Here is a 23,142-nt window from a genome sequence, read left to right as displayed (position 1 = left end):
TGTCTATTGGACATTTTAAAATTTCTACAACCTATCACTAAACAAAGTAAAACAGGCCAAACTTAAATTGCAAAAGGTAGCACTATTTTAGTGCTACGCTTTTTATTAAATAGTTAGTGCTGCATTTCGGAGCCATCTTCCGACATATCCATATCACCATCAAAGCTCATGTCCATAATGTCAGTATCTATCCTCGTGGTGAGCATCGTGTACTGAGCTTCATTTAATTCGGGTAACGACCTAATAAAAGCGACCATTGCCCACATCCTATCAGCATCATGAGAGGCACCCCATGCGGGCATTCCTGATGCCATGATGCCATGTTTGATTGCCCAAAAGCTTTGTCTGGCACCAGCCTCACTCTGGTAATGTTTAACGATATTTGCTTTAGTAAAATTCGGCGGTTTTGGATATAGACCATTACTCAAATCTGTACTTGTGACACCAGGTGATAAATGACAGCCTGCGCACATGTCTTTGTAATCGGCCCCACCTGAACTGATCATTTCTGCCTTTTCTAAGTTTGGAACTGAAATGTCTTTACTAGCATGCTCAATTGAACGATTACGAGCAGTTTCTAAAAAGCTGTACATCATTGGGCTATGCTCTTGGTCTGCACCCACATTGACAATACCACTCGTGACGACAGCAAAAATGCCAATCACAACGGTTACAACAGCAAAGAATATTCCTAGTAAAAACTTCATAAGCTCATCCAAAACAAATAATTTGTGTGCCCGCATCATCATTTAATAAAACAGATAAAATCATGATAGGTATTTAACAATATTATTTTTTAAGAGTCGCTATCACTGCTCACACAGTGCTTTTGGTACATCTGTTTCATTTTACCCATATTGGCCATCATGGCTTTCATGGCAGGATCATTCATATCCATCTTGCTGTGATCCATCTTTTGCATCATCTGCATATGCTTTTCTATTTTTTCACAGTTCATCTGATCTTTTTCAGCATGCATTTTTGGGTCATGTGCCATAGCAGACGTTGAAACGGCTAAAGCGATAGCGGTTGCTACGATTGATTTAAATAGCGGCATTGATTTGAATAGCGACATGGTAAATCCTTATTTGATTTGGTATGAAATCGACAAGACTTCAAAGTATTAAGTTACTCTAAAGCATACTTTATTGATTCTGACAGAGACATGACCGCAAGATTACAATATTGTCATCTTGAGAATTTTTGATGTTCAAAGCAGGGTTATGCTTTACTATGCTAGGTAAGCGTGAAAGGTATATGGGAGGCTATTATGAAAGTACTGCTGGTAGAAGATGAGTTGAAACTTGGCGAATATATAAAAAAAGGCTTAACTGAAGCTGGGTTTATTGTGGATCATCATCTAACAGGCCTAGATGGCTATCACGCATTGATGACTGAAGAATTTAGCGTGATACTGATGGATGTCATGCTACCGGATATTAGTGGGTTTGAGCTGGTGCGTAATTACCGAGCGGCAGGTAAGCATACTCCCGTGCTATTTTTAACGGCAAAAGATGACTTAAGTGACAAGATAAAAGGGATTGAAATTGGTGGCGATGATTATTTAACCAAGCCGTTTGCATTTGCAGAATTGATAGTCAGGATAAAAAGTCTATTGCGACGTGCCAATCAAGTCGATTATCAAAGTACGATCATGCAAATAGCAGATCTCAAAATGGATATTGCAAAGCGTACCGTACATAGAAGAGACCAGCCTATTAAATTGACCGCAAAAGAGTTCTCGTTATTACAGTTTTTATTAGAGCGCCGAGGTGAAGTCCTACCACGCTCAGTCATCGCCTCTCAAGTATGGGATATGAATTTTGAAAATGATACGAACGTGATTGATGTGGCAATCAGGCGGCTTCGTATAAAAATAGACGATGAACATGAGGCAAAGCTGATTCATACTGTGCGTGGTATGGGCTACCGATTAGATGCTGTCAATACAATCGCTGATAGCCAGCCATCTTATGAAGCTGACGATATCTAATATGAGATATCGGCTAGATAATCGACGCTTGCCTCTACTATGGCGCACTGTTTTTCTACTAACTGTATTCGTGATTATCTCTCAAATGATTATTTATGCGTGGGTGCAACGTTCTGTTAGTGGACATTTTGAACAAATGGACTCTGAGATTATCACGCATGCGGCTTTTAACCTGCGCAGAAGCATCAATGATATTGATGCTGAGACAAAGTCAGCAGCAGCTTCAAAACCTCAGTCATTAACTGGCACCAATCATCTACATCCTTCTCGGCTTGATTATGACTTAAAGACTGTCATCGCAAATAAAAGCGGTGCACTATTATCTAGCGATCCAACCCATTTTGCCAACGACTTACCTTCAGATTTCAGCTTGCCACAATTGTGGCAAGTCTATCGTGATCAACAATTCACGGTTGAGATAAAGAATAGAAATTACCGAGCAATTATCATCGAAAACCAAGAGTTTTTGGCGCTTATTGCACTGCCCATTGATGTCCATCACCACTATCTGATGCATTTCAATCGTCAGCTTAGTATGATTTTGTTCGCTATTACATTACTGTTGGTGTCGGTAGCTGCATTCAGTGTTTATTGGGGGTTCGCACCTTTAGCCACTATCGTACAAAAAATGAAAAGGATTAACCCTGAAAGACTAGATGAAAGAATAACCGTCAGTGATATGCCTTTAGAGCTACGACCACTAGCAAAATCTTATAATTCAATGATGGTCAAGCTTGAGAGTAACTTTGAATCCTTGTCTCGGTTTTCAGACAATATAGCCCATGAGCTCCGCACCCCAATTGCAACGCTTAGTACACAAACGCAAGTCATGTTAAATAAACCAAGAGACGGCAATGAATACATTGAGCAGCTACATCATCAACATGACACGTTAGAGCATCTATCGGCTATGATTAATAATATGTTGTTACTGGCAAAAACTCAAAAAGGATTAAGCGACTCGCAAGTTAGTAACGTAGATACCGAGAGTCTAATCACAAAGCTGATCGACTACTATGAAATGCTTGCCGAGGATCGTGAGATAACTTTTGTAAAATCGGGTGAATTTGCGACAGTACTAGGTGATGAAGGTTTGCTGCAACGGTTATTTGCTAATCTGCTGTCAAATGCCATCTATTACGCCGCTAGTGCCAGTACTATCACAATATCAGCTATCATCATTACCTCAGATATGACTCTTGAGAACTCAAAAGAATATCCTCTATCCTCAAAACAATCATTATTAAGAATCGCCTTGACTAACCGCTTAGACAAACCACTAAATCAAAGCGCGGCCGATAAATTATTTGAGCGATTCTATCGTCATGATAAGACAAGCAATCAACATTCAGGGACAGGACTAGGACTGTCTATCGTTCAGGCTATCGCCAATGCCCATAAAGGCAAAGTAAATATTGCTATCAAAGATGAGTATTATTTTGAGGTTACTGTAGAGTTATTGATGGCCAAATATTAACTATCTTCATACTACGATGCTTAGATTTTATGAACTATAAAAATCGATGAGTTAATAAGATATTAAGATATTAATGACGGCACCCTAGTGAGGACTTGAATCTTCAGATGTAGGCTAATGGCATCAATAGTTTTGATTATTTATTTCATTATAGTGTACTTCACAGTGTACATATTGAGATACTTAATGTGATTTGATTATCTCACTATAGAATAGGTAATTGATTAATCGAAATAGCGGAAGGCTTAGGATGTGAAAAAAATTATACCTGATTTAAAAGCTGATATTGTGCCTTTACAGAGTGCTGCAGGTATTGAGATTGGCTTCACTTTTGATGACTTCATCAAATACTCATCTCATAAAATGGTCAGTGAACAGCAGTACAGTAGTCTCTCAAATACTAACAACTTATGGTATGTAGTGCATTTTAAGGGGGTTGATATCTTAGGTAAACATTATGATTCTTACTCTTGCCGTTGGAATAACGATGTTACCTTACAATTTGATGGATGCCCTGAAAAAGTATTATACGGAATTATAGTTTCAGGAGCTTATACAGGTGCATTATTTAATGAGCTTAGAATCAGCGATAGGCTAGATAAATTATCTAATAAGTATGACTTAGATTTCTATGCTGATAGTCATTATTTAGTTTACAAAGACAATGATGAGTGTGTACCTGTGGAGATTGGTACTGATTACTTAGTTGATTATTCATATGAACCAAATCAGTTTATTGAACTGTTTTACGTAATAATGCACTCGGAACAGCAAAAGAAACACGGGATTAGCTGGGATTAATTACACACCTTAATCAGATAGGCAATTTCAATGCCTAAAACTTTCTGACGATTGGACTGATTTTGGACTAACTCTAGTTCGGTGCGCTATACAGACATCGAACTGCTAGTATTTTATTTGAAGCTAATAACGATAAAATCGACAGTATGAAGCATTATCATAAAGCTATATGACTAATACATCCTTATTTAGTTACATTGTATTTTCAACACAGCTCATATTTATCATTCATCTTTCAGTAATGATATCACCCAGCGCTGCAATGCATCCTCATGATAACGTGGGTGCCAAGCGGCAATCACATCGAACGTATCCGGTGTGTGTTCAAGTTCAATCTCAATTAAATTTAATCCCTTGATAGCACGAGAAGGCAAAAAAGCAATGGAATCCGTTGTTTCAAGATACAATGGTACGACCGAAAAACAGGGCGCAGACACCACCACGTTTCTTTTTAAACCAAACGATTTGAACCAGTCATCAACAGAGCCTTTAAAGTTAGGGCGTGATGGTGAGGCAATGATACTAGGATATTGTGCCACGTCGGCCAAGGTAGGTGTACCTTTCAAAATAGTGGCATTTGGTGATGCGACGCAAACATGTTGCTCTTCAAATAGGGTCAAAATAGGATAACTGTCTGGAATGTAATCAGGAAAGGCAATCGCCAGATTAACGTGACCACTCTCCATCAATTCATTGAGCTTATCAATTTCAAAGTCCCTCACTATCACCTTTAAGTTAGGGGCTTGTGTCCTTATTAGGGCAATCAATGTTGGCAAGACTATTTGCTGTGCGTAATCAGTGGCCGCAACAACAAAAGTGCCTTCAACGGTGCTGGGGTCAAACGTGGTTGGTGACACTAGGGTATTAAAATCATTTAGCAGTTTATCAACACTCACGGATAAAGTTTGTGCAAAAGGGGTGGCAATAAACCCATTGGTTTTGCGAAGAAACAATCGATCATCAAAAACGTCGCGTAGTTTTTTTAATTGCTCACTGACCGCTTGTTGCGTAAGTCCTAGCTGCGCTGCTGCTTTAGAAGCACTTTGCTCACGTATGAGCGCTTGAAACACACGCAGTTGTTTGATGTCTAATCTGTCTAATTTACTCAATGTACCTCTCCATTGTCAGGACGTTCGCTTCATAATATTTAATCAGCCGTCAACTGCTTGTCAATCTGTTGCTAACAATCAACACTATAAACCAATAATACTTGTATCACTAACAGGAATAATTTGTTTTTAATTGTTGGTTAAGTGGCTTATTATCAACGCATCAAAACAAACCTCGGAGAAAAAAATGAAAACGGTTATTTTAATTGGTGCATTGGGCAAAATGGGTCAAGCAGCGTTAAGCGGTCTTGGCAATCATACGGTGATTACTGCTGGTCGTTCTGGCGACGTAGATCACATTGTAGATATTACTAATGAGCAATCTATTAGAGCGCTTTATGAAACGGTTGGTCATTTTGATGCGGTAGTAAATACTGTGGGGCTTTGCGAGTATGCAAGCTTTGCAGAGATGACAGAAGCCCAGTGGATGACCACTGTGATGAGTAAAATGATGGGGCAAATTAATCTGGTGCGTATTGGTCAAGAGTATATTGCCGATGCAGGCTCATTTACTTTGATTAGTGGTATTTTGAATAAAAAGCCGATTCCTTACGCCATTGCAGATGCTACAACGAGCGGTGCTATTAATACTTTTGTGCAATGTGTTTCGTTAGAGATGCCAAGAAATACCCGTATTAATGTGGTGAATCCAACGGTATTGGTTGAAGCTTGGGATGTATATGGTGAGATGATGCCAGGTTTTGAGCCAGTACCAAGTGCATTGGTAGGTAAAGCGTTCGAGCGTTCAGTAGATGGTTTTATTACTGGTGAAGTGATTGTTGTTGACGCTTAACTATCATTAACTAAACACTGCTATTTTATCAGGCAATTGTTTTACCTAAAAGCCAGCTTATCGTAAGCTGGCTTTTTCGTTTTCTGCTACCACTTTCGTTCAGATTGGGGATACGTTCTAGCCATGCTCAACGAAGCCATTCAATGTACAGCTATTTAATAACGAACTTGCTCATCATTTAGCGTCTCACCTTCTATCTCAGAAGTTTTGATAATCTCTAAGATCACCGCATCTAATTGCGCCTCAACATTCAGATCGAATCCTAGTGTTAGCAGCTTTCCTAGTAAATGGCCTTGTAATATCCGCACACGACTGACGAGTGGCAATAGCTTTTTGTCCAACCATTGCCATTCAGTCCAGTTTGGATGTTCATGAATATAAGTAATATGCTTCATACGTTCCTCAGAAATATGCAGAGATTAGGACAGTAATCTCCTTATATCATGCAGAGAATAAGTAGTAGAAACAATACGTAGAAATTCAAAAACGACAATAGTAGATGCAATAGGAATAGATTCTCAACGAACACACATATTTTTTTGTTCTAAGAAGAGTTTGAGTAGAGGTAAAAACACTATAAAAATACAGTGCCTAAATACGAGTTAAATTTTATTCTATTTTAATTTACATTTTGGTTATTCAATCTTATAATATTTGCAAGCTATTAATATGAATACGTGTAAGATATTGTCAGGATATGCAATTTGGTCGACCTACCTTGACATGGTAGAGGTTGGTGGCTGGATGAGCAATGGCAGCAGATGCCGTGGTGTGTCCCAATCCGTTAATGACATTGACCAAACCACGCGGGATACCTGCTTGCTCAAGGATTTTAACGAGCGCCGTTGTGCTTAGTGGGGTTAACTCAGACGGCTTGAGTAAGATGGCATTTCCTGCACAGATAGCAGGTGCGATTTGCCAACCTCCGGTAAATATGGGTGCATTCCAAGGGGTAATTTGCGTGACAACACCATAAGGCTCATGACGAGTGTAATTTAAGTGAGTGGTTGGTACAGGGATAACTTGTCCCATAATCTTGTCACACCAGCCAGCATAGTATTCAAACATCTCGGCAACTTTCGCCACCTCAACTCGGCAATCGCGAATAGGCTTACCAGCAGAGATACATTCTAGGCGTGCCAGAGATTCTGCGGCTTCGCGTATTTTCATACTGCACTTCCACATTAACTGACCTCTGGCACTAGCCGTCATCGACCACCATGCTTTTTGAGCTTTGATGGCAGCATCGGCGGCATTAGCAACAATATCTTTTCCCGCATCACGATAAGTTAAAAACACCTGACCGGTCGCTGGGTTAGTTAAATCGATGCTGTCTCCATGACCTGTAATCAATTCTCCATCAACCCAACTACCAAATTTAGAAGTACCTAATAGCTCATGAAGAAGTGCTTCAACTTGCTGCTCACCATTTTTTTCTACGTTAAAGCTCATCATCTATTCTCCCAAGCCAGCATTTTTCACAATGCAGTTAAAATCATCTTGATCAGGTAGGTTTGCTTCGCTTTGCGACCAAATTTCCGCTACCTGCTGCGCCACAGGCAACGCTAGCCCCATCTCTCCGATCATACTTTTTGCCAGACGCACGTCTTTACGCATCAGCGCCATCGTAAAACCAGAATCAAAACTGTCACTCAAAATCCAGCGAGGGAAATTCACTTCGCTGATTGCACTACGACCTGAACCCGCATTCAAACCAGCAATAAGGTCTTCAGGGTTTAGTCCTGCCTTAGTGCCCAAGGCGACTGCTTCAGCGGTGGTTACAAGATGTGCAGCACAGAGTAGATTATTGATGAGTTTAGCGGCATGGCCATTGCCAGACTTGCCCATGTAGACCACTTTTGAGCTTAAGGTATCCAGATATAACTGGGCGCGTTCAAGAGCGCCTCTTTCACCGCCGATAACTATAACCAGCGCCTCTTTCACCGCCGATAACTATAACCATAGTGCCAGCCTCAGCACCCGCTGGACCACCACTAACAGGGCAGTCTAATAACTGATGGCCTAGCTGATCCAGATCCGTCGAGAGCACTCGCGTCACCTCTGGTTCTGAGGTGGAGGTATCAATGATCAGGGTGTTGGGCTGAGCATGGTCGATGATGCCGTCTTTGCCTTTAATTACTGCTTGGACATGCTTTGCCATTGGCAAAGATAGAATGATGACGCTAGATTCTGCACATAGCGCTTTGATATCTGTAACGACATTTACACCGATTTCCTTGGCAGCTTGGCGTTGGGTTTCTCCTATGTCCGTGCCGAACACATTAAAGCCTTCACGAAGTAAAGACTGAGCCATCCCGTTACCCATACGGCCCAACCCAACGATACCTATTGTTCCTCTAGTCATGTCTATTCCTTTAGTCTTGTATTCTCTGTCAACTTTATTGTAACCAATCAGCTGTTAAGTAGAACTATAATGAATAACCTTTTATGTTCTAAAAAAGGCAACACTAACGTGAGCAATAAGATAATCTCCTATTCGCTTTATTTCGTTATTTATGAGAACTGCTGAGACGTTATTAAGGTAGATACGACAGGTCTATAAGAGTCATACAGATTGATGACTTGGCTTTAATGACACCGTCCTTGCCGTTTTGACGGGCGGGATTTTGTATGGATAGGATCACTTGAATGAATATTGAGGCTGAGGACAAGCATCAAAGAACTGCTAGGTCCGCTGCCCTAGTCAGACTATTAATTGACAATGACAAGCCTTGAACAGTATGAGGCTACTACATTGACCAGATTCAAAAAGCCCCAATCCTAAGATTGGGGCTGCTTTATGCTTATGACTTGAGAACGGTAGCGAAAAGCTATCCTGATAAGCGATTTTCGCTATTGGAAAAATTTGCAATGCTCGTTTATTTTTTGCTTAAAAATAATTAAATTTTAATCTTATTAAAAAATCATATGCGCACATAACGCAATAATTGGTAATGAGATAACGGTTCTTAGTAGGAAAATCACCAATAGCTGGAAGAAACTAACAGGTATTTTTGTCCCTAAGATTAATCCGCCGACTTCCGACATATAGATCAATTGAGAGACTGATAAGCAGGCGATGACAAATCGCGTTAACTCTGATTCTATTGAAGAGCCGATAATGGCCGGTAGGAACATATCTGCAAAACCCACCATGATGGTTTTTGACATTTCTGCGGCAAATGGGATATTCAATAGCTCTAAGAATGGAATAAATGGCATGCCTAAATAATCAAACACGGGTGTTTTTTCTGCCACAATCAAGCCTAACGTCCCGATTGCCATGACGATAGGTAGTATTCCTATCCACATGTCCAAGATATTTTTTAACCCATCGTTTAAGAACGTCAAAAAACTGGGGCTCTTGTCTGCTTTTTGAACGGCTTTGTGTAAGCCATAGTTGAATAGCGTTTTTCCTTCGGGAATCGCTTCGCAATCCACCTCATCGTTCTTTGTGATATACGTATCTTCAATTTTCGACAAAGGGAATAACTTTGGTACGATGAGCGCACAAACAATACCGCATAACGCAACCACGCCAATCATATTGATAAAATAACTTTCCAACTTGACTTGGGAGATCACCACCAAGCAAAAGGTAACCGAAACCGCTGAAAAGCTGGTCGCAATCACGGCTGCTTCTCTTTTGGTGTAAAATCCACTTTGTAATTGCTTATCAGTCAACAAGACGCCAATAGTGCCGTCACCTAACCATGATGCCAAGCAATCGACAGAGGATCTGCCCGGTAAACCAAATAACGGCCTCATGACTTTGGTGCATAAAACCCCAACAAATTCTAATAAGCCAAAATCAAGCAATAATGGCAGTAATAATCCTGCTAAAAAGAAAACAATAAACAGTATGGGCATGAGCTCATATAATAATAGACCACCAATACTGTCTGAATATATGCTCTCAAACCCAAATTGAAAATAGGTCACGACGGCAAAAAACGCACCAAGTAATCTAAGCATCAGCCAAGATGTTTTGACGTTCAGTAAGTTATTCAAAAACTCATTGTTTAAAATCAATGAAGGTTTCATGATTTTGGTATATAAGCTACCAACTACCGTAATCATAATTGAGATGACAACGAGCAATGGCAAAAATTCGCTCATATAACCCTGTATATAATCCTTTAATACAGCGATAGGAATGGTGAATCCGTCTGCATAGCTGACAAACTTACCATCTACATAGGGAATGGGAAATACGAAGACAATCAACCCTATCATAGAGGGTATAAAGAATTTTAAAAACTGTTTGAGATTGATACTGGTATTAGCACTGCTAGCATCTTGATTTGCAGTGCTGGCTTTAATAATGTCCATATTATTTTTACCTTCCGTCCCTTTTTAACTAATCTAAAAAAATTTATATAATATTTTTAGATTAGATTTTCTTTGACTCGTTTTAAATATTTTATATTAGTAATTATTTAAAAGAGAATGTGTGACCTCTTCTAAAATTTTGAATATTCTCGTTGAGTCATCTTTTGAATTGTTATATAAGGGATTAATTTCTGCCATTTCCCAGCAACATACTTTTTCGTTTTTTATGAGCTCTATATTGAGCTGCATGGCTTGCTCATAAGACAGACCATTCATTGCTGGTGTACCGGTTCCTGGGACGTATAAAGGATCGACACTATCGACATCAAACGACACATAAATATGATCGCAATACTCTAGTTTTTTGAAGATTTCGGCTACTGTGGCGCTGATGCCTTTTTTGGTTATTTCAGCCACGCTATATAAAGGAATTTTATGTCTTTTGATTAACTCCATCTCCTCTTCTTGATAATCTCTCACCGCACAAAACACCACGTTTTCTGGCTTAATTGATGGCTCATTGGACGCCATGAATTTTAGTCGCTCCCAATATTCTTTTTCTGCATCAGAAAGCTCATTGCGTTTACATTCCAAGTTATCGATTGCACATGCCATTGCCAAAGGCATGCCGTGCATATTTCCTGATCCACTGGTGTATGGTGAATGAAAATCAGCATGCGCGTCTATATACACCACACCGATCTCAGCATCAGGGTGCGCCATTTTGAGACCATGCATGGTTCCTGCACAGCTAGAATGATCGCCTGCGATAACGATTGGAAATTGATTCTCCTCTCTTATCTCTTTTATTTTGTGTGCCAATTTAGAGATAACAGGCTCAATCACATCAGCGTATTTTGCATGTTTAAATGGCGATTCTTCTTCATGGATATATTCATTTTTGATACTGTCAAGTTGCAGTTTTTCGTAGTAGTCTGCATTCATCTCTTTTGATGACGCGCGCAGTGCATCGATTCCTAGTGACGCGCCTTTTTTATGCCCTGCAACATCTGAATACACTTCTACTATTCGCACGTTTTTCATTAGATCATTCATTATTTCGTCTCCATTAAATAAAACAATTTTTTATCTTTTAGATTTAATTTTTTTCTCGCTACTTAGCTATAGTCAGTCCTAAATAAGAAAGATATATCCCGTATCACACGCTACTGAAACAAATTTTTCTGGCTTGCTGTGCCTTCTGCCTTCGCAGACAGAGGCGGCGCAAAATTTATTTCAGCAGCGCCTATTTATCTTATAGTGGATAAAATATATAGCCCCCACTTACGCCATAGACTCAGCTTCATGCGCCACTGTACTATGATCTTTACTGTGAGCTTTCACCACCGAATAGAGGTTTTTAGGATCTTGCTGATGAGGAATCAAATCAAGCAGCTCATAGGCGTCCTGTTTTTTAATTAAATCACGCAAAAACACTAGAGCTGTAAAGTCTTCTGAGGCAAAACCAACACCATCAAATACCACTAAGTTATTGTCGTTGGTGCGTATGTCTTTTGCCCCTTTCACGATGCGGTGAAATTCTGTCACAGGAAAGTCTTGAGAGAGCTGTTGGATATCGCCTTCGATACGGGTTTGTGGTTCAAACTCTACAATGACGTGATCGGCTCTTAGCAGAATATCGGCATCAAGCTCGGTTTTGCCAGGGCAGTCGCCACCGATGGCATTGATATAGACACCTTTTTTGATCATATCATCACGCAGGATGGTGGCATTTTTCTTATCAGCGGTACAGGTGGTGATGATATCTGCACCGTCAACGGCTTCTTCTACGGTTTTGCAGATGGTAATATCTAGGCCTGAATCGGCAAGGTTATGCGCTACTTTTTCAGATGCAGCTGGATCGACATCATATAACCGCACTTTTGAGATGCCAATCACTGCTTTCATACCCATCGCCTGAAACTCTCCTTGCGCACCATTACCAATGAGTGCCAAAGTCTCAGCCTTTTTAGGCGCACAATATTTCGCAACCAGAGCCGAGGTCGCCGCCGTGCGCAGTGCGGTTAAAATACACATTTCTGTCAATAAAATCGGATAGCCTGTATCGACATCAGACAACACGCCAAAAGCTGCTACCGTCTGCAAATCACGCTTGGTATTGATGGGATGTCCATTGACATACTTACACGCAAACATGTCACCATCGCTGACAGGCATGAGCTCTATGACGCCGTCTTTGGAATGAGAAGCAAAACGACTGGATTTTTCAAACTCATCCCAACGAAGATAATCTTGCTCTAACGCATCTACCAATTCTCTTATGGTTTTTTCTATACCATGATTACTGATCATTTCAGCCATCGCCTGTACGCTAACAAATGGCACACCCTGCTTTTGTGATACGATAAATTTAGACATTAATGTTGCTCCCTTCCATGAATATTATTTGTTAAACCGACAATCAATATCCTACCAACTATAAATGTCAGTTAAAATGTCAATAATTTATTAAATATTGATGTATTTTTGACATATTGATAAGTGCTACTTAGCATAATGTCAAAACTTGATGAAGGAAGCACTTTTATGGCGTACTATACTTATGACTCTTTAGACAGCGAGCTGATATCTGAGCTTCGACAAGATGGCCGCGCAACCATCTCAATCCTTGCAAAAAAACTTAAAGTTTCACGTGCCACTGTCCAAAATAGATTGGACAGATTGATTCATAATGGCGCTATTTTAGGATTTACAATTCGAGTGCATGAGGCGCTAGATAAAGAAACCGTCAAAGCGATGATGATGATCGAAGTAACAGGCAAATCTACATCACAAGTGATCAGAAAGCTGCGCGGCATCCCGCAACTGATTAAGCTACATACGACCAATGGCGCGTGGGACTTGGTGGCAGAAATACACACGACAAGTTTAAGAGAATTTGATGAAGTACTGCGTCAAGTCAGAGAGATTGACGGCATTTTGAATAGCGAAACCAGTGTTCTGCTATCGAGCTTATAATGTCTATATCCAAGAAATAGGTTTAGAACGGCTTAAAAATGTAATTCCCTAGTATCGACTATATTTATAAACACTTTTTATCCCCTCGTTTCGTGTACTTGTAAGTATACTTTGCGAGCGTCATTCGAGGTTTTCAATGCTTAAACAACATCGACAAGCACTGGTGGTTGAAGGCGGCGGCATGCGTGGCGCATTTAGGAGCGGTGTCTTAGACGCATTTTTACAACAACAATTCAATCCTTTTGATCTGTGTGTGGGCGTCTCTTCAGGTTCAACTAACGTTGCTAACTATTTGGCCGCTCAACAAGGCCGCACCTTACATATTTACTTGGATCATTCTCTTCGATCTGAATTTATTCACTATGGTCGTTTCCTTAGAGGCGGTGACTTGCTGGATCTAAAGTGGATGTGGGATATGGTGGAGCAAGAATATCCACTGGATCAGGCACAGTTATTTGCCAACCATGCTGAGTTTTATATGGTGTTAACACATGCTATTTCAGGAGAAGCGATCTACATCAAAGCGGCTAAAGACAATATTTTGGATGGATTAAGGGCATCAAGCTCTATCCCCGTGCTGACACGCCAAGCGGTCGAGATATTTGGTGAGCCTTATTTTGATGGTGGTGTGGCAGATGCTTTGCCCGTACAGTGGGCAGCTGGGCAACAGAGTATTGATAAACTCATGGTCATACGTACTCGCCCGCAAAACTACGCTAAAGCAAGCAGTAAAGGCGATCAGCTGTTGGCTAAATATTATACTAAGCAACGACATGGTTTTGCCCAAAGCTTGTTGACGCGAACCCAACGCTATAACGACTCGGTACAGTTTTTACAGACGCCATCATCACAGAAAATTTTAGAGATTTGTCCACCCGACTTAAAGAATATGGCGAGTCGATTATCCAAAAATAAGGCCAAAATCCGTTATAGCTATGATGTGGGATTAGAAGTTGGACACAAGGCGATTGAGGATTGGCATCAGCTTTAACCTTTTTTTAAGTAAAGGAGAGATATCAAAAAAAACACGGGCTTCGCATATAAGAAATTGGCTTAAACCTTACCTTGGATAGCCTTTGAATCACAAAGGTTAGTAACTAAGCTAAAATAAGATAAGTAATGATATAATGACCCGATAATTGATACTCTATGAAAGGTTTATACGATGGCTCGTACCGCTAGCGCATTGCACATTTTAGTCAAACAAAAAGAGTTGGCAGAAGATATTATTGCTAAGCTCAAAAAAGGCGCGGCATTTGACGTGCTGGCCAAACGACACTCAACCTGTCCATCAGGCAAAAAAGGTGGTCATTTAGGTGAGTTCGAAAAAGGTCAAATGGTGGGACCTTTTGATAAAATCTGCTTCAACGGCGAACTTTTCACCCCTCATTTGGTAAAAACCAAATTTGGCTGGCATGTGGTCAAAGTGCTTTACAGAACGTAAGCGTTAGACTGTAAAAACGCAAGTCGCAGGTTCAATGACAAGACGACTGAACCATTCAATTTAGGCTTTTTTCTTAGCAAAAAAGCTTTTTATCAGGTAAAACGGTGCTTTATGTATAACAATTCCTCGACTCGTCTCAATAAATACATCAGCGAAAGTGGGATTTGTTCCAGACGCGATGCTGACCGCTTTGTTGAACAAGGCAATGTATACATCAATGGTAAGCGGGCATCGGTGGGTGATCAAGTGGCTGCTGGAGACGTAGTAAAAGTCAACGGACAGCTGATTGAGCCACGCGAGCCTGATGATTTTATTTTTATTGCCTTAAATAAGCCAGTCGGCATTGTCAGCACCACGGAAAGCTCTGAGAAAAACAACATTGTCGATTTTGTGAGACACTCGGTACGTATTTTCCCGATTGGGCGTTTGGACAAAGACTCTCAAGGATTGATTTTTTTGACCAACAATGGCGATCTGGTCAATAAAGTATTGCGTGCTGGCAATAACCACGAAAAAGAGTATCTGGTGACGGTGAATAAGCCAATCACAGATAGCTTTATTGAGGGTATGGCAAGTGGCGTGCCAATGCTTGGTAAAATGACAAAAAAATGTCCCGTTACTAAGGTGGCACCCAACGTCTTTAACATCACGCTCATCCAAGGTTTGAACCGTCAAATCCGCCGTATGTGTGAGCATTTTGGCTATGAGGTCGTCAAGCTTGAGCGTACGCGGATTATGAATGTAAGCCTTAAGGGACTTCCTGTCGGCGACTGGCGAGACCTGACACCAACAGAGCTATCGACCCTGCTAAAGGCGGTAGAAAAATCCTCGTCGCAAGACAATCATTCGGGCAAAAAATCGCGCAATGCACCACGAAAAAAACCGCGCACTGATGCTCAATCAAAGTCAAAACCCTCTACAAAAACAGCGGGTGCTGCAAAGGGACGTAACAAGCACGCCAAGGATGATGCCAGAAAGCCAGCAGGTTCTAAAGGTAGAGATGGGCGTCCTACCGGTCGTGGCAAGAATTCTGGAGGCAATGGTAAACCTGCTGCAAATGGCAGACGCCCCTCAAAAGGTAGAGGTTCTAAGCGATAGTGATTGTCTAACTTCATCATATCGCTGTCATAGTGATCAAAACGATGAAGATAAGACCCTTTTTTTAGTTTCTTTTATTTCTCATGTTTGGCGTTATTTTTAATGGTTAAGTGCATTAAATAAAACAAGAAGAGATTTTGCTGACTCCTGACTTCTCGGGTCAATATTGACCACTGGCGCCACGACATTATGATGCATGAGCATCGCTCTTACTTCTTGACCAAGTGCAGCGATGCTAAGCTCATCGCCGTCCTCACAATGAGTGACTGCAACAATGCATGTGGTTTGGGTTTTTTCAGGGCTAAAAAAAGTGAGCATTTTATCTAGATTTTCATAATCAGGCGTTTCTCCATATTTAATCAAGATAAGTAAACCCCATAGTGACCAATTCACAAACTCCCATAAAAACGAATAACGCTCCTGTCCTGGTACGCCATAAATCCCCAACGCCATATCATTGGATAACGTAATCCGACCATAGTCTATACCCACTGTGGTATATTCTTTTCCTATATCGATAGTGGATTTTACCTCTGTACCAAAAGGGCTTATTTCGCTCAAAGTTTGGACCAATTGAGTTTTTCCAGAGCCAACTTCTCCAATAACGGCTAATTTTTGGTAGTCCACTTTTTACCTCATTCCTAGAAATTTTTTAATAGCACCAAAGAAACTACTAGGTTCTTTTTCATGTACTATTTCCACTTCCTTGTTTTGAGAAAATTCTGACTCTGTTACTGTTAATATCCCAAGTGTTTCGAATTGATTAAGCGCTTCAACAACCTGATCACGTGTGCCAAATTTTTCATCCTCTATCAATTGCTCAAAAGGATAAGCAATTTTCGTTAACTTGACACACAAATCGATAATTGTTTGAGATTGACCCATACTATTTAAATCAGGCCAAGCCTTCAATCTTAGATTTTTGCCTTCGTAATTTTCTGAATGAGATATGTTTTTTAAATCATAAAACTTTTTAATACCGATTTTTTGTTGCTCATTGAAACTGGATAGGTTTATCTCATAAGTTTCAATAAACCTCTTAAACAGTTGACTTTGATCTACCAAGTTGAAAACACTGATCTTCCATGTTTTAAAGCAGCGCTTAGAGATGCGCCTATTGATAAACATACAGGGGTCTGAATGCCTAGAATCAACTAATATTTTTGATGCTAACTGTTCTACTACCTCATAGGGTCCTTCAATCACTTGAAAGTAATACCCTTTCCTATAGCATAGGAATCCTGTTATTTCTGAATTTTTGTTTCTATTAGAAGCTTTGACGATACCTGACAGTCCAATGGGTAGACAAACACCGCTTTTTGTAAGGGGTGCTTTACTGATGTAGGCAACACATTTCATTTCATCCCCCATACTTCTCTAAAATCCTTGAAGAAAACTGACCAACCGAACAATATTTTTCTGCTAACAGACTGATTCTAAAGTAGGTTAGCAGAAAACTATTTTTTATATTATATTTCGATGCCATCTTCCACTGACTTCACTTTTCGGCGTGCCAGTGCGAGATTCGCCTTGGTTTTATCTAATACAAGATAGATAAATAAGTCCTCATGATTGGCTGTTGGGCGAATGATATGTATCTGATCCTCAAGGGTGATTAAAATATCTTGAATACCACCGGAAAGTCCTAACGACTTCATTGTTTGAACTTTAGCTTTGACAACCTGAGAATTACCAGCCGCTGCCAGCTCCAAGTCAACACCTCCACCGATAGTTCCTAGTACCATGCCAGACATATAATCCACTATACAACCACCCATAGCACCATCAAGTGTCATTAGCTCTTGCAAAGACGCGTCAATATTTGTCATGTTTTACCTCTCAACTTTAGTTAGAAAGATTATTTGCATAAACAAACTTTGCTAAGCAGCTCAGCTTATCAAAGCTTAATTAATACTAACCTTTTTTTTCTAAACATTTAACTACTTTTTTAGTAAAAACTAAAAATTTTTTGAATTGTTAGGTAATGAGGGTGACAAAGAAATAGTAAGTTCTTACTTTTAAATAGACAAGAATAGGCCATCAACAATACATTAATATTTGCTGAGAAAAATCCTATAAACATGATTTACACTGTTAAATCCATAGATATGATTTTAGGAAGATTAAGCTACTAAATAAGAGAGTCAAAAAATATACATCTAAAATAAATGATGTCTATCGTTAGTTAAGGTTTGATTGGCAAATAAGATGATGAAAAATTTATTTTGAATTGAGAGCTATGTGCAGAGTTAAAAGCGAGAAATTTTTACCCTACGAAAAAGATAAGGAAACGATCTATCAAACTTAGTATAAAAATAAAGAAGAGATCTGAATAATATAGTCAGTTCAATATAAGAAATTCATTAAATACAACACTTAGCTGATATTCATTTTTCTTTCTCACTATTCGTATCACACGTGATAGGTTAGAAAAAACGAATACCAGCTGAACTATAATGGTTTTGTGCCGACTCTGATATATAGTACCAACTATATGCTGCTGACCATTCTGTCAGGTGACAAAATTGCCGATAATTCCTCATCACTGAGCAGTTTCTCTTGCTTGACCAGATCCGCCACGCCTGACCCACTCAGCAAGGCATTTCCTGCAATACGACTGGCATTTTCGTAGCCGATATGAGGCACCAATGCCGTCACGATACCAATACTATTTTCAACGTGTTGTGCGCAGCGAGCTTCATTAGCCGTAATGCCTTGAATGCAGCGCTCATCGAGCATACGAATCGACTTTTCTAACAGACGCGCATTGTTGAGCAGGTTATACACAATCAGCGGCTCCATCGCGTTGAGCTGCAGCTGCCCTGCTTCTGCCGCCATGGTAATCGTCATATCCGTACCCATCACCTGAAAGGCTGCTTGGGTCATGGCTTCAGGAATCACAGGGTTGACTTTACCGGGCATAATCGACGAGCCAGGTTGTCTGGCTGGTAAATTGATCTCACCCAGACCTGTGCGTGGCCCACTCGATAGTAGACGTAAATCGTTGCTCAATTTAGACAACTTAATAGCTAGGCGTTTGAGCACACTCGAGAAAGTAATAAAAGCACCCATGTCGGCGCTAGCGGCGATCAAATCTTCAGCAAGTGTCACCGGTAGGCCACTGATATCGGCAAGCTCACTAATCGCTAAGCTGGCGTAACCTTTGGGCGCATTGATACCCGTGCCAATCGCCGTACCGCCCAAGTTCAATTCGCATAACTGTAGACAGGCTTGTTCGATTCGTGCTGTTTCACTGCCTAGATCACTGGCGAAGGCGTTAAACTCTTGCCCCAGCGTCATCGGTACCGCGTCTTGTAATTGAGTACGACCCATTTTTAGAATGCCGCTAAATTCTTTTCCTTTGATAGCTAAGCTATTTTGTAGATTGGTGATAGCCTCTTGCAGTGGTTTTGCCGCAAACACCATCGCCAAACGTGCCGCGCTCGGATAGACATCATTGGTCGACTGAGAGCGATTGACATCATTATTAGGATGTAAATGGCTATATTGACCGTACTCAAACCCCATCTTTTTTAAGCCAATATTGGCAATCACTTCATTGGCATTCATATTGGTTGAAGTGCCCGCCCCGCCTTGGATGAGATCAACAATAAACTGCTCATGATGCTCGCCTTGTATCAGATCGGTACACGCGTCAGTAATGGCGCTGAGCTTCTCTTCACTGAGTAGACCGTGCTGATAATTGGCTTTGGCCGCTGCCGCTTTTACCATCGCCAGTGCTTTGATTAAATCAGGAAAATGGCTGATTGGCATGCCAGTAATATCAAAATTTTGCGCGGCGCGTTGCGTTTGAATACCATATAAAGCAATGGCAGGAACGGCTTGCTCCCCTAATAAGTCCTTTTCAATGCGAGTATGGGCTTTATTATCGATGAGGTTATCTGTATGTGTCATATTTTTATGGCTTCTTAAAGTATGGAAGGTTGAAGCAGTAGACAGACAATACTTAATTATTTAGGTGGATTGTCTTGGCTCTACTAAAGATTAGCGCCATCGTAACCGAGAATTTAGCACAAGAAAAACGCAAATATTTCGTTCTCAGCCCCAAAAATTTTGATGCTTGATAAAAAATATGACAGATAAGGTTGTTCTACACAAAATAATAAGCGCTTTGAAGGTAGGTTTTTTGGAGAAAATTTATGTGGTAGGAAGAGTTTTATGAGAATTTTTTTATAAAAAAGATTGCTGATTGAAAAAGTGGATTAATCGGTAATTATACGTGCCATAAGCAAACACCTAGCTTCAGTGACAAAGATTTATAAGACTCTCGACTCACTTACAGCCCCAATGCTTGCTTTAAGGCATTGATCTGTGGCTGCTCACGATCCGTATAACGATATGCTAGCACAACCTCGCGCACCAAACTGTTATCCCCTAAATGGTGAATTTGGACGGGCGGCGTACTTCTAATCCATAGTCCTGCATAAGGAATCAACGCCACGCCCAAACCCGACTCCACCATCCTAACGATAGCATCAAGGTCATTGATCTCCATGATCGTATTGACCTTAATGTCTTGTTGTTTAAAGAATTTATTTAATTTTGCACCCGCTGAAGACTGTAAGGTGTAATGAATAAAAGGATGCTGCTCAAGCGTCTGCCTGAGGCTATGAAATGGCCATTTTTTAGGGCTAATGAGCACGTAAGGCTCGGTCATAATAGACTGGGTAACGATGTCTTTTGGCAGTGCAAACGCTGGCTGTATCGTAATCGCTGCATCTATCTCCCCGACTTCTAGTTTCTCAAATAACTCTATAGCACGCCCAGGGACAATTTCTGTCTGCATGAGTGGGGCAAGCAGCGTAATCGCCTTTAGCGCCTCTGGTAAGATACCCACTTGCACGGAGTTGATCGAGCCAATTCTAAGCTGCCCGTAATAGCTGGCAATATCGGTATCTGAAGACAGCTGCATTGTGGCGTAAAGCGCCAAAATCTCTTTGGCGATTGGTAATACGCGCGTGCCTTGCGGATTAAGCGTAATGGCACGAGCAGAGCGGGTAAATAACGACAACCCTAGATTGTCTTCAAGCGTTTTTATTTGTGCGCTGACCGCAGACTGGGTCAGGTTGATGTGCCGAGCTGCTGCGGCAAAACTGTCTAACTCGCAAACGGCGACAAAGGTTTTAAGCTCTCTTATCATTGATATCACCACACTTATAAGTTATGCCTGACATTTTGATACGGTCTAATTTATCTCAAAGCGGCTAGTATCTCTGCATTAAAAATAAACCATTGCATCAGTACCGTGACTCTCAAGGTCTACTGATTGACCTTTGTTTGCTCCTCTGCTAGATTTTAAGACGATACATAATGTATCACTATTAAAAAATTGCAATCAATAGACAGTAATGTCTGTCTCACTGACTCTCACAGTATTTTTTGATCATTGTATTAGTTGCATTTCGTTCATGCTAAGGATAGCTCTTATGAACAACCGTTTACCGTATTTTTTTCATTACTCGATATTTCTCAAGTACCGATCCGGCAGAAAGCACTGATACTTAAGGGCACTATCCTACCACTTAAATAAAAAATAATAAAAACAGTCCATAGGATTTTATTGGACGGTAAACCACCTAAATCCTATTTATAAGAAACGATCCGCTTCACAAAGTATAGTTCACCGCCTATTTTTTCCATGGAAGGAAATCAAAATCATGAGTATTTTTGCTATTTTGTTGTCTTTGTCACTGTTGATGTATTTTGCCTATAGAGGCGTGAGCGTCTTAGTTTTAGCGCCCTTACTCGCTATTTTAGCCGTTGTGTTAAGCGGACAAAGCAACCAAACAATGGGCATCTATACTGAAGTATTTATGCAAGGTCTTGGCGGGTTTGCTGTCAAATACTTCCCCCTATTTATCTTAGGGGCTATTTTTGGCAAATTGATGGAAGACTCTGGTTACGCCTATAGCATCGCACACAATATAGTCGATAAGCTGGGCGAGAAACATGCTTTGCTGGCTGTGGTACTGGCTTGTTCAATCTTAACTTATGGCGGCGTGTCCGCCTTTGTGGTGACGTTTGCCATCTATCCTATCGCAGCTGCTTTGTTTAAGCAGACAAATATCCCAAAAAGACTGATACCTGGGGCGATTTGTATTGGTGCTCTGACCTTAACGATGACCGCATTGCCCGGCTCTCCTTCCATTCATAATGTCATTCCCATGCCTTATTTTGAGACTGACGCCTTCGCAGCGCCTGGGCTAGGCATTATTGCCTCAATCGTTATGCTAGGCGGTGGTATGTTATGGATGAATCGCCAATTACGACTTGCAAGCGCGCATAATGAAGGTTACGGCAACCATACCTTGAATGAAAAAGCGCCGCATTCAGGTATGGATATACCTAATTTTTGGCTTGCGCTGTTCCCCATTATTATTGTGATAGTGGGCAACTATGCGTTTTCAAAAATGATCATACCGTTATGGAACAACAGTTACTTGGCTGATGAAAAATTTGGTGGCGTCGCACTCAGCTCAGTGATTGGTATTTGGGCGATTATTTTGTCATTATTTTTGGCTTGTGTTTTTGTAGTTATTCTAAACTTTAAGAAAATAGACAGTGTGGCAGACAGTTTGAACAAGGGTGCGATGGGATCCTTGCTACCTATTTTCAATACTGCGTCCGAGGTGGGTTACGGTTCTGTTATTGCTACCCTTGCAGGTTTCGAGATTATCAAGCAATCTCTGATGGCCATCTCTCCTGGCAATCCACTCATATCAGAAGCCATCATGATTAACGTTTTGGCCGGTATTACAGGATCAGCCTCTGGTGGTTTAGGAATAGCGTTAGAAATCATGGGCGCAAACTATATGCAACTGGCAGAGCAATATAATATTGATCCAGAATTGATGCACCGTATAGCCTCTCTCGCGTCAGGTGGTCTAGATTCGCTCCCACATAATGGCGCTATCATCACCATGCTCACTATTTGTGGCTTGACCCATAGAGAGTCCTACAAGGACATATTTGCTGTCGCTGTGATCATTCCTCTAATTGCTCTTATCTTGGTCATCATACTCGGTACGCTATTCGGTTCTTTTTAAGTTGGTTTGCTTTATCAGAATTTTTTAGAAACGTTATTGCCTACTCTTA

General features: G+C 40.7%; 24 protein-coding genes. 9 read left to right on the top strand and 15 right to left on the bottom strand.

Going from position 1 to position 23,142, the window contains the following annotated elements:
- Positions 1 to 113: 113 nt before the first annotated feature.
- Positions 114 to 707, bottom strand: a complete 594-nt coding sequence (locus ACHUET_RS11350) for a c-type cytochrome (RefSeq protein ID WP_394212894.1) — start codon at positions 705 to 707, stop codon at positions 114 to 116.
- A gap of 89 nt (positions 708 to 796) precedes the next feature.
- The gene (locus ACHUET_RS11345) at positions 797 to 1,075 is read right to left on the bottom strand and encodes a hypothetical protein (RefSeq protein ID WP_394212893.1); all 279 of its coding nucleotides are present in this window, start codon (positions 1,073 to 1,075) and stop codon (positions 797 to 799) included.
- Between the two features lie 195 nt (positions 1,076 to 1,270).
- On the opposite strand from ACHUET_RS11345, the gene ACHUET_RS11340 reads away from it, so the two are divergent.
- The 3 genes from ACHUET_RS11340 to ACHUET_RS11330 all read left to right on the top strand — a co-directional run bounded on the left by ACHUET_RS11340 (position 1,271) and on the right by ACHUET_RS11330 (position 4,271).
- Positions 1,271 to 1,993: a heavy metal response regulator transcription factor gene (locus tag ACHUET_RS11340; RefSeq protein WP_394212891.1), complete on the top strand. Its 723-nt coding sequence runs from the start codon at positions 1,271 to 1,273 to the stop codon at positions 1,991 to 1,993.
- A gap of 1 nt (position 1,994) precedes the next feature.
- A complete protein-coding gene (locus tag ACHUET_RS11335; RefSeq protein ID WP_394212889.1) occupies positions 1,995 to 3,470 on the top strand; it encodes an ATP-binding protein in 1,476 nt (491 codons plus the stop codon).
- Between the two features lie 252 nt (positions 3,471 to 3,722).
- On the top strand, positions 3,723 to 4,271 hold the full coding sequence (locus ACHUET_RS11330) for a hypothetical protein (protein WP_394212887.1): 549 nt from the start codon (positions 3,723 to 3,725) through the stop codon (positions 4,269 to 4,271).
- 224 nt (positions 4,272 to 4,495) lie between these two features.
- Here ACHUET_RS11330 and ACHUET_RS11325 read toward each other — a convergent pair whose 3' ends face one another.
- The gene (locus tag ACHUET_RS11325; protein WP_394212885.1) at positions 4,496 to 5,380 is read right to left on the bottom strand and encodes a LysR family transcriptional regulator; all 885 of its coding nucleotides are present in this window, start codon (positions 5,378 to 5,380) and stop codon (positions 4,496 to 4,498) included.
- 187 nt (positions 5,381 to 5,567) lie between these two features.
- On the opposite strand from ACHUET_RS11325, the gene ACHUET_RS11320 reads away from it, so the two are divergent.
- A complete protein-coding gene (locus ACHUET_RS11320; protein WP_394212883.1) occupies positions 5,568 to 6,173 on the top strand; it encodes a short chain dehydrogenase in 606 nt (201 codons plus the stop codon).
- A 155-nt stretch (positions 6,174 to 6,328) separates the two neighbouring features.
- Here ACHUET_RS11320 and ACHUET_RS11315 read toward each other — a convergent pair whose 3' ends face one another.
- The 7 genes from ACHUET_RS11315 to ACHUET_RS11285 form a co-directional block, all read right to left on the bottom strand.
- Entirely contained in the window at positions 6,329 to 6,568 is a 240-nt protein-coding gene (locus ACHUET_RS11315; RefSeq protein ID WP_394212882.1) for a DUF4172 domain-containing protein, read from the bottom strand.
- Between the two features lie 295 nt (positions 6,569 to 6,863).
- Complete coding sequence (locus ACHUET_RS11310; protein ID WP_394212880.1) at positions 6,864 to 7,628, bottom strand: aldehyde dehydrogenase family protein; 765 nt, start codon at positions 7,626 to 7,628, stop codon at positions 6,864 to 6,866.
- A complete protein-coding gene (locus tag ACHUET_RS11305; protein ID WP_394212878.1) occupies positions 7,629 to 8,117 on the bottom strand; it encodes an NAD(P)-dependent oxidoreductase in 489 nt (162 codons plus the stop codon). It lies immediately after the preceding gene.
- The gene (locus tag ACHUET_RS11300) at positions 8,083 to 8,586 is read right to left on the bottom strand and encodes an NAD(P)-dependent oxidoreductase (protein ID WP_394212967.1); all 504 of its coding nucleotides are present in this window, start codon (positions 8,584 to 8,586) and stop codon (positions 8,083 to 8,085) included. Before ACHUET_RS11300 ends, ACHUET_RS11305 begins: the two co-directional genes overlap by 35 nt.
- Before the next feature lie 503 nt (positions 8,587 to 9,089).
- Complete coding sequence (locus ACHUET_RS11295; RefSeq protein ID WP_394212876.1) at positions 9,090 to 10,505, bottom strand: YjiH family protein; 1,416 nt, start codon at positions 10,503 to 10,505, stop codon at positions 9,090 to 9,092.
- A 96-nt stretch (positions 10,506 to 10,601) separates the two neighbouring features.
- Entirely contained in the window at positions 10,602 to 11,561 is a 960-nt protein-coding gene (locus ACHUET_RS11290; protein WP_087040229.1) for an arginase, read from the bottom strand.
- A gap of 228 nt (positions 11,562 to 11,789) precedes the next feature.
- Entirely contained in the window at positions 11,790 to 12,884 is a 1,095-nt protein-coding gene (locus ACHUET_RS11285; protein ID WP_394212874.1) for an ornithine cyclodeaminase, read from the bottom strand.
- 168 nt (positions 12,885 to 13,052) lie between these two features.
- Here ACHUET_RS11285 and ACHUET_RS11280 point away from each other — a divergent pair, with 168 nt between their 5' ends.
- The 4 genes from ACHUET_RS11280 (at position 13,053) to rluF (ending at position 16,026) form a co-directional block, all read left to right on the top strand.
- Positions 13,053 to 13,484, top strand: a complete 432-nt coding sequence (locus tag ACHUET_RS11280) for an Lrp/AsnC family transcriptional regulator (RefSeq protein WP_087040231.1) — start codon at positions 13,053 to 13,055, stop codon at positions 13,482 to 13,484.
- 136 nt (positions 13,485 to 13,620) lie between these two features.
- Positions 13,621 to 14,475: a patatin-like phospholipase family protein gene (locus ACHUET_RS11275; RefSeq protein WP_394212872.1), complete on the top strand. Its 855-nt coding sequence runs from the start codon at positions 13,621 to 13,623 to the stop codon at positions 14,473 to 14,475.
- Positions 14,476 to 14,649: 174 nt separating this feature from the next.
- Positions 14,650 to 14,928, top strand: coding sequence for a peptidylprolyl isomerase (locus ACHUET_RS11270; RefSeq protein WP_201602839.1), 279 nt, complete (start codon positions 14,650 to 14,652; stop codon positions 14,926 to 14,928).
- Between the two features lie 111 nt (positions 14,929 to 15,039).
- A complete protein-coding gene (rluF, locus tag ACHUET_RS11265; RefSeq protein ID WP_394212870.1) occupies positions 15,040 to 16,026 on the top strand; it encodes a 23S rRNA pseudouridine(2604) synthase RluF in 987 nt (328 codons plus the stop codon).
- A gap of 99 nt (positions 16,027 to 16,125) precedes the next feature.
- Here the strand turns inward: rluF and ACHUET_RS11260 are convergent, their stop codons facing one another.
- From ACHUET_RS11260 to ACHUET_RS11240, 5 genes are all read right to left on the bottom strand, one after another.
- Positions 16,126 to 16,653: a GTP-binding protein gene (locus ACHUET_RS11260; RefSeq protein ID WP_394212868.1), complete on the bottom strand. Its 528-nt coding sequence runs from the start codon at positions 16,651 to 16,653 to the stop codon at positions 16,126 to 16,128.
- 3 nt (positions 16,654 to 16,656) lie between these two features.
- Complete coding sequence (locus ACHUET_RS11255) at positions 16,657 to 17,397, bottom strand: BLUF domain-containing protein (protein ID WP_394212866.1); 741 nt, start codon at positions 17,395 to 17,397, stop codon at positions 16,657 to 16,659.
- A gap of 98 nt (positions 17,398 to 17,495) precedes the next feature.
- Positions 17,496 to 17,855: a roadblock/LC7 domain-containing protein gene (locus tag ACHUET_RS11250; RefSeq protein ID WP_394212864.1), complete on the bottom strand. Its 360-nt coding sequence runs from the start codon at positions 17,853 to 17,855 to the stop codon at positions 17,496 to 17,498.
- 661 nt (positions 17,856 to 18,516) lie between these two features.
- Positions 18,517 to 19,941, bottom strand: coding sequence for an aspartate ammonia-lyase (locus ACHUET_RS11245; RefSeq protein ID WP_394212862.1), 1,425 nt, complete (start codon positions 19,939 to 19,941; stop codon positions 18,517 to 18,519).
- A 382-nt stretch (positions 19,942 to 20,323) separates the two neighbouring features.
- Positions 20,324 to 21,187: a LysR substrate-binding domain-containing protein gene (locus ACHUET_RS11240; RefSeq protein WP_394212860.1), complete on the bottom strand. Its 864-nt coding sequence runs from the start codon at positions 21,185 to 21,187 to the stop codon at positions 20,324 to 20,326.
- A gap of 514 nt (positions 21,188 to 21,701) precedes the next feature.
- Here ACHUET_RS11240 and ACHUET_RS11235 point away from each other — a divergent pair.
- A complete protein-coding gene (locus ACHUET_RS11235; RefSeq protein ID WP_394212966.1) occupies positions 21,702 to 23,093 on the top strand; it encodes a GntP family permease in 1,392 nt (463 codons plus the stop codon).
- The last annotated feature ends 49 nt before the right edge of the window (positions 23,094 to 23,142 follow it).

Origin of the sequence: Psychrobacter piscatorii, assembly GCF_043641605.1 — a bacterium.
GTDB lineage: Bacteria > Pseudomonadota > Gammaproteobacteria > Pseudomonadales > Moraxellaceae > Psychrobacter > Psychrobacter piscatorii_C.
This window is presented reverse-complemented; position numbering and strand designations above follow the sequence as displayed.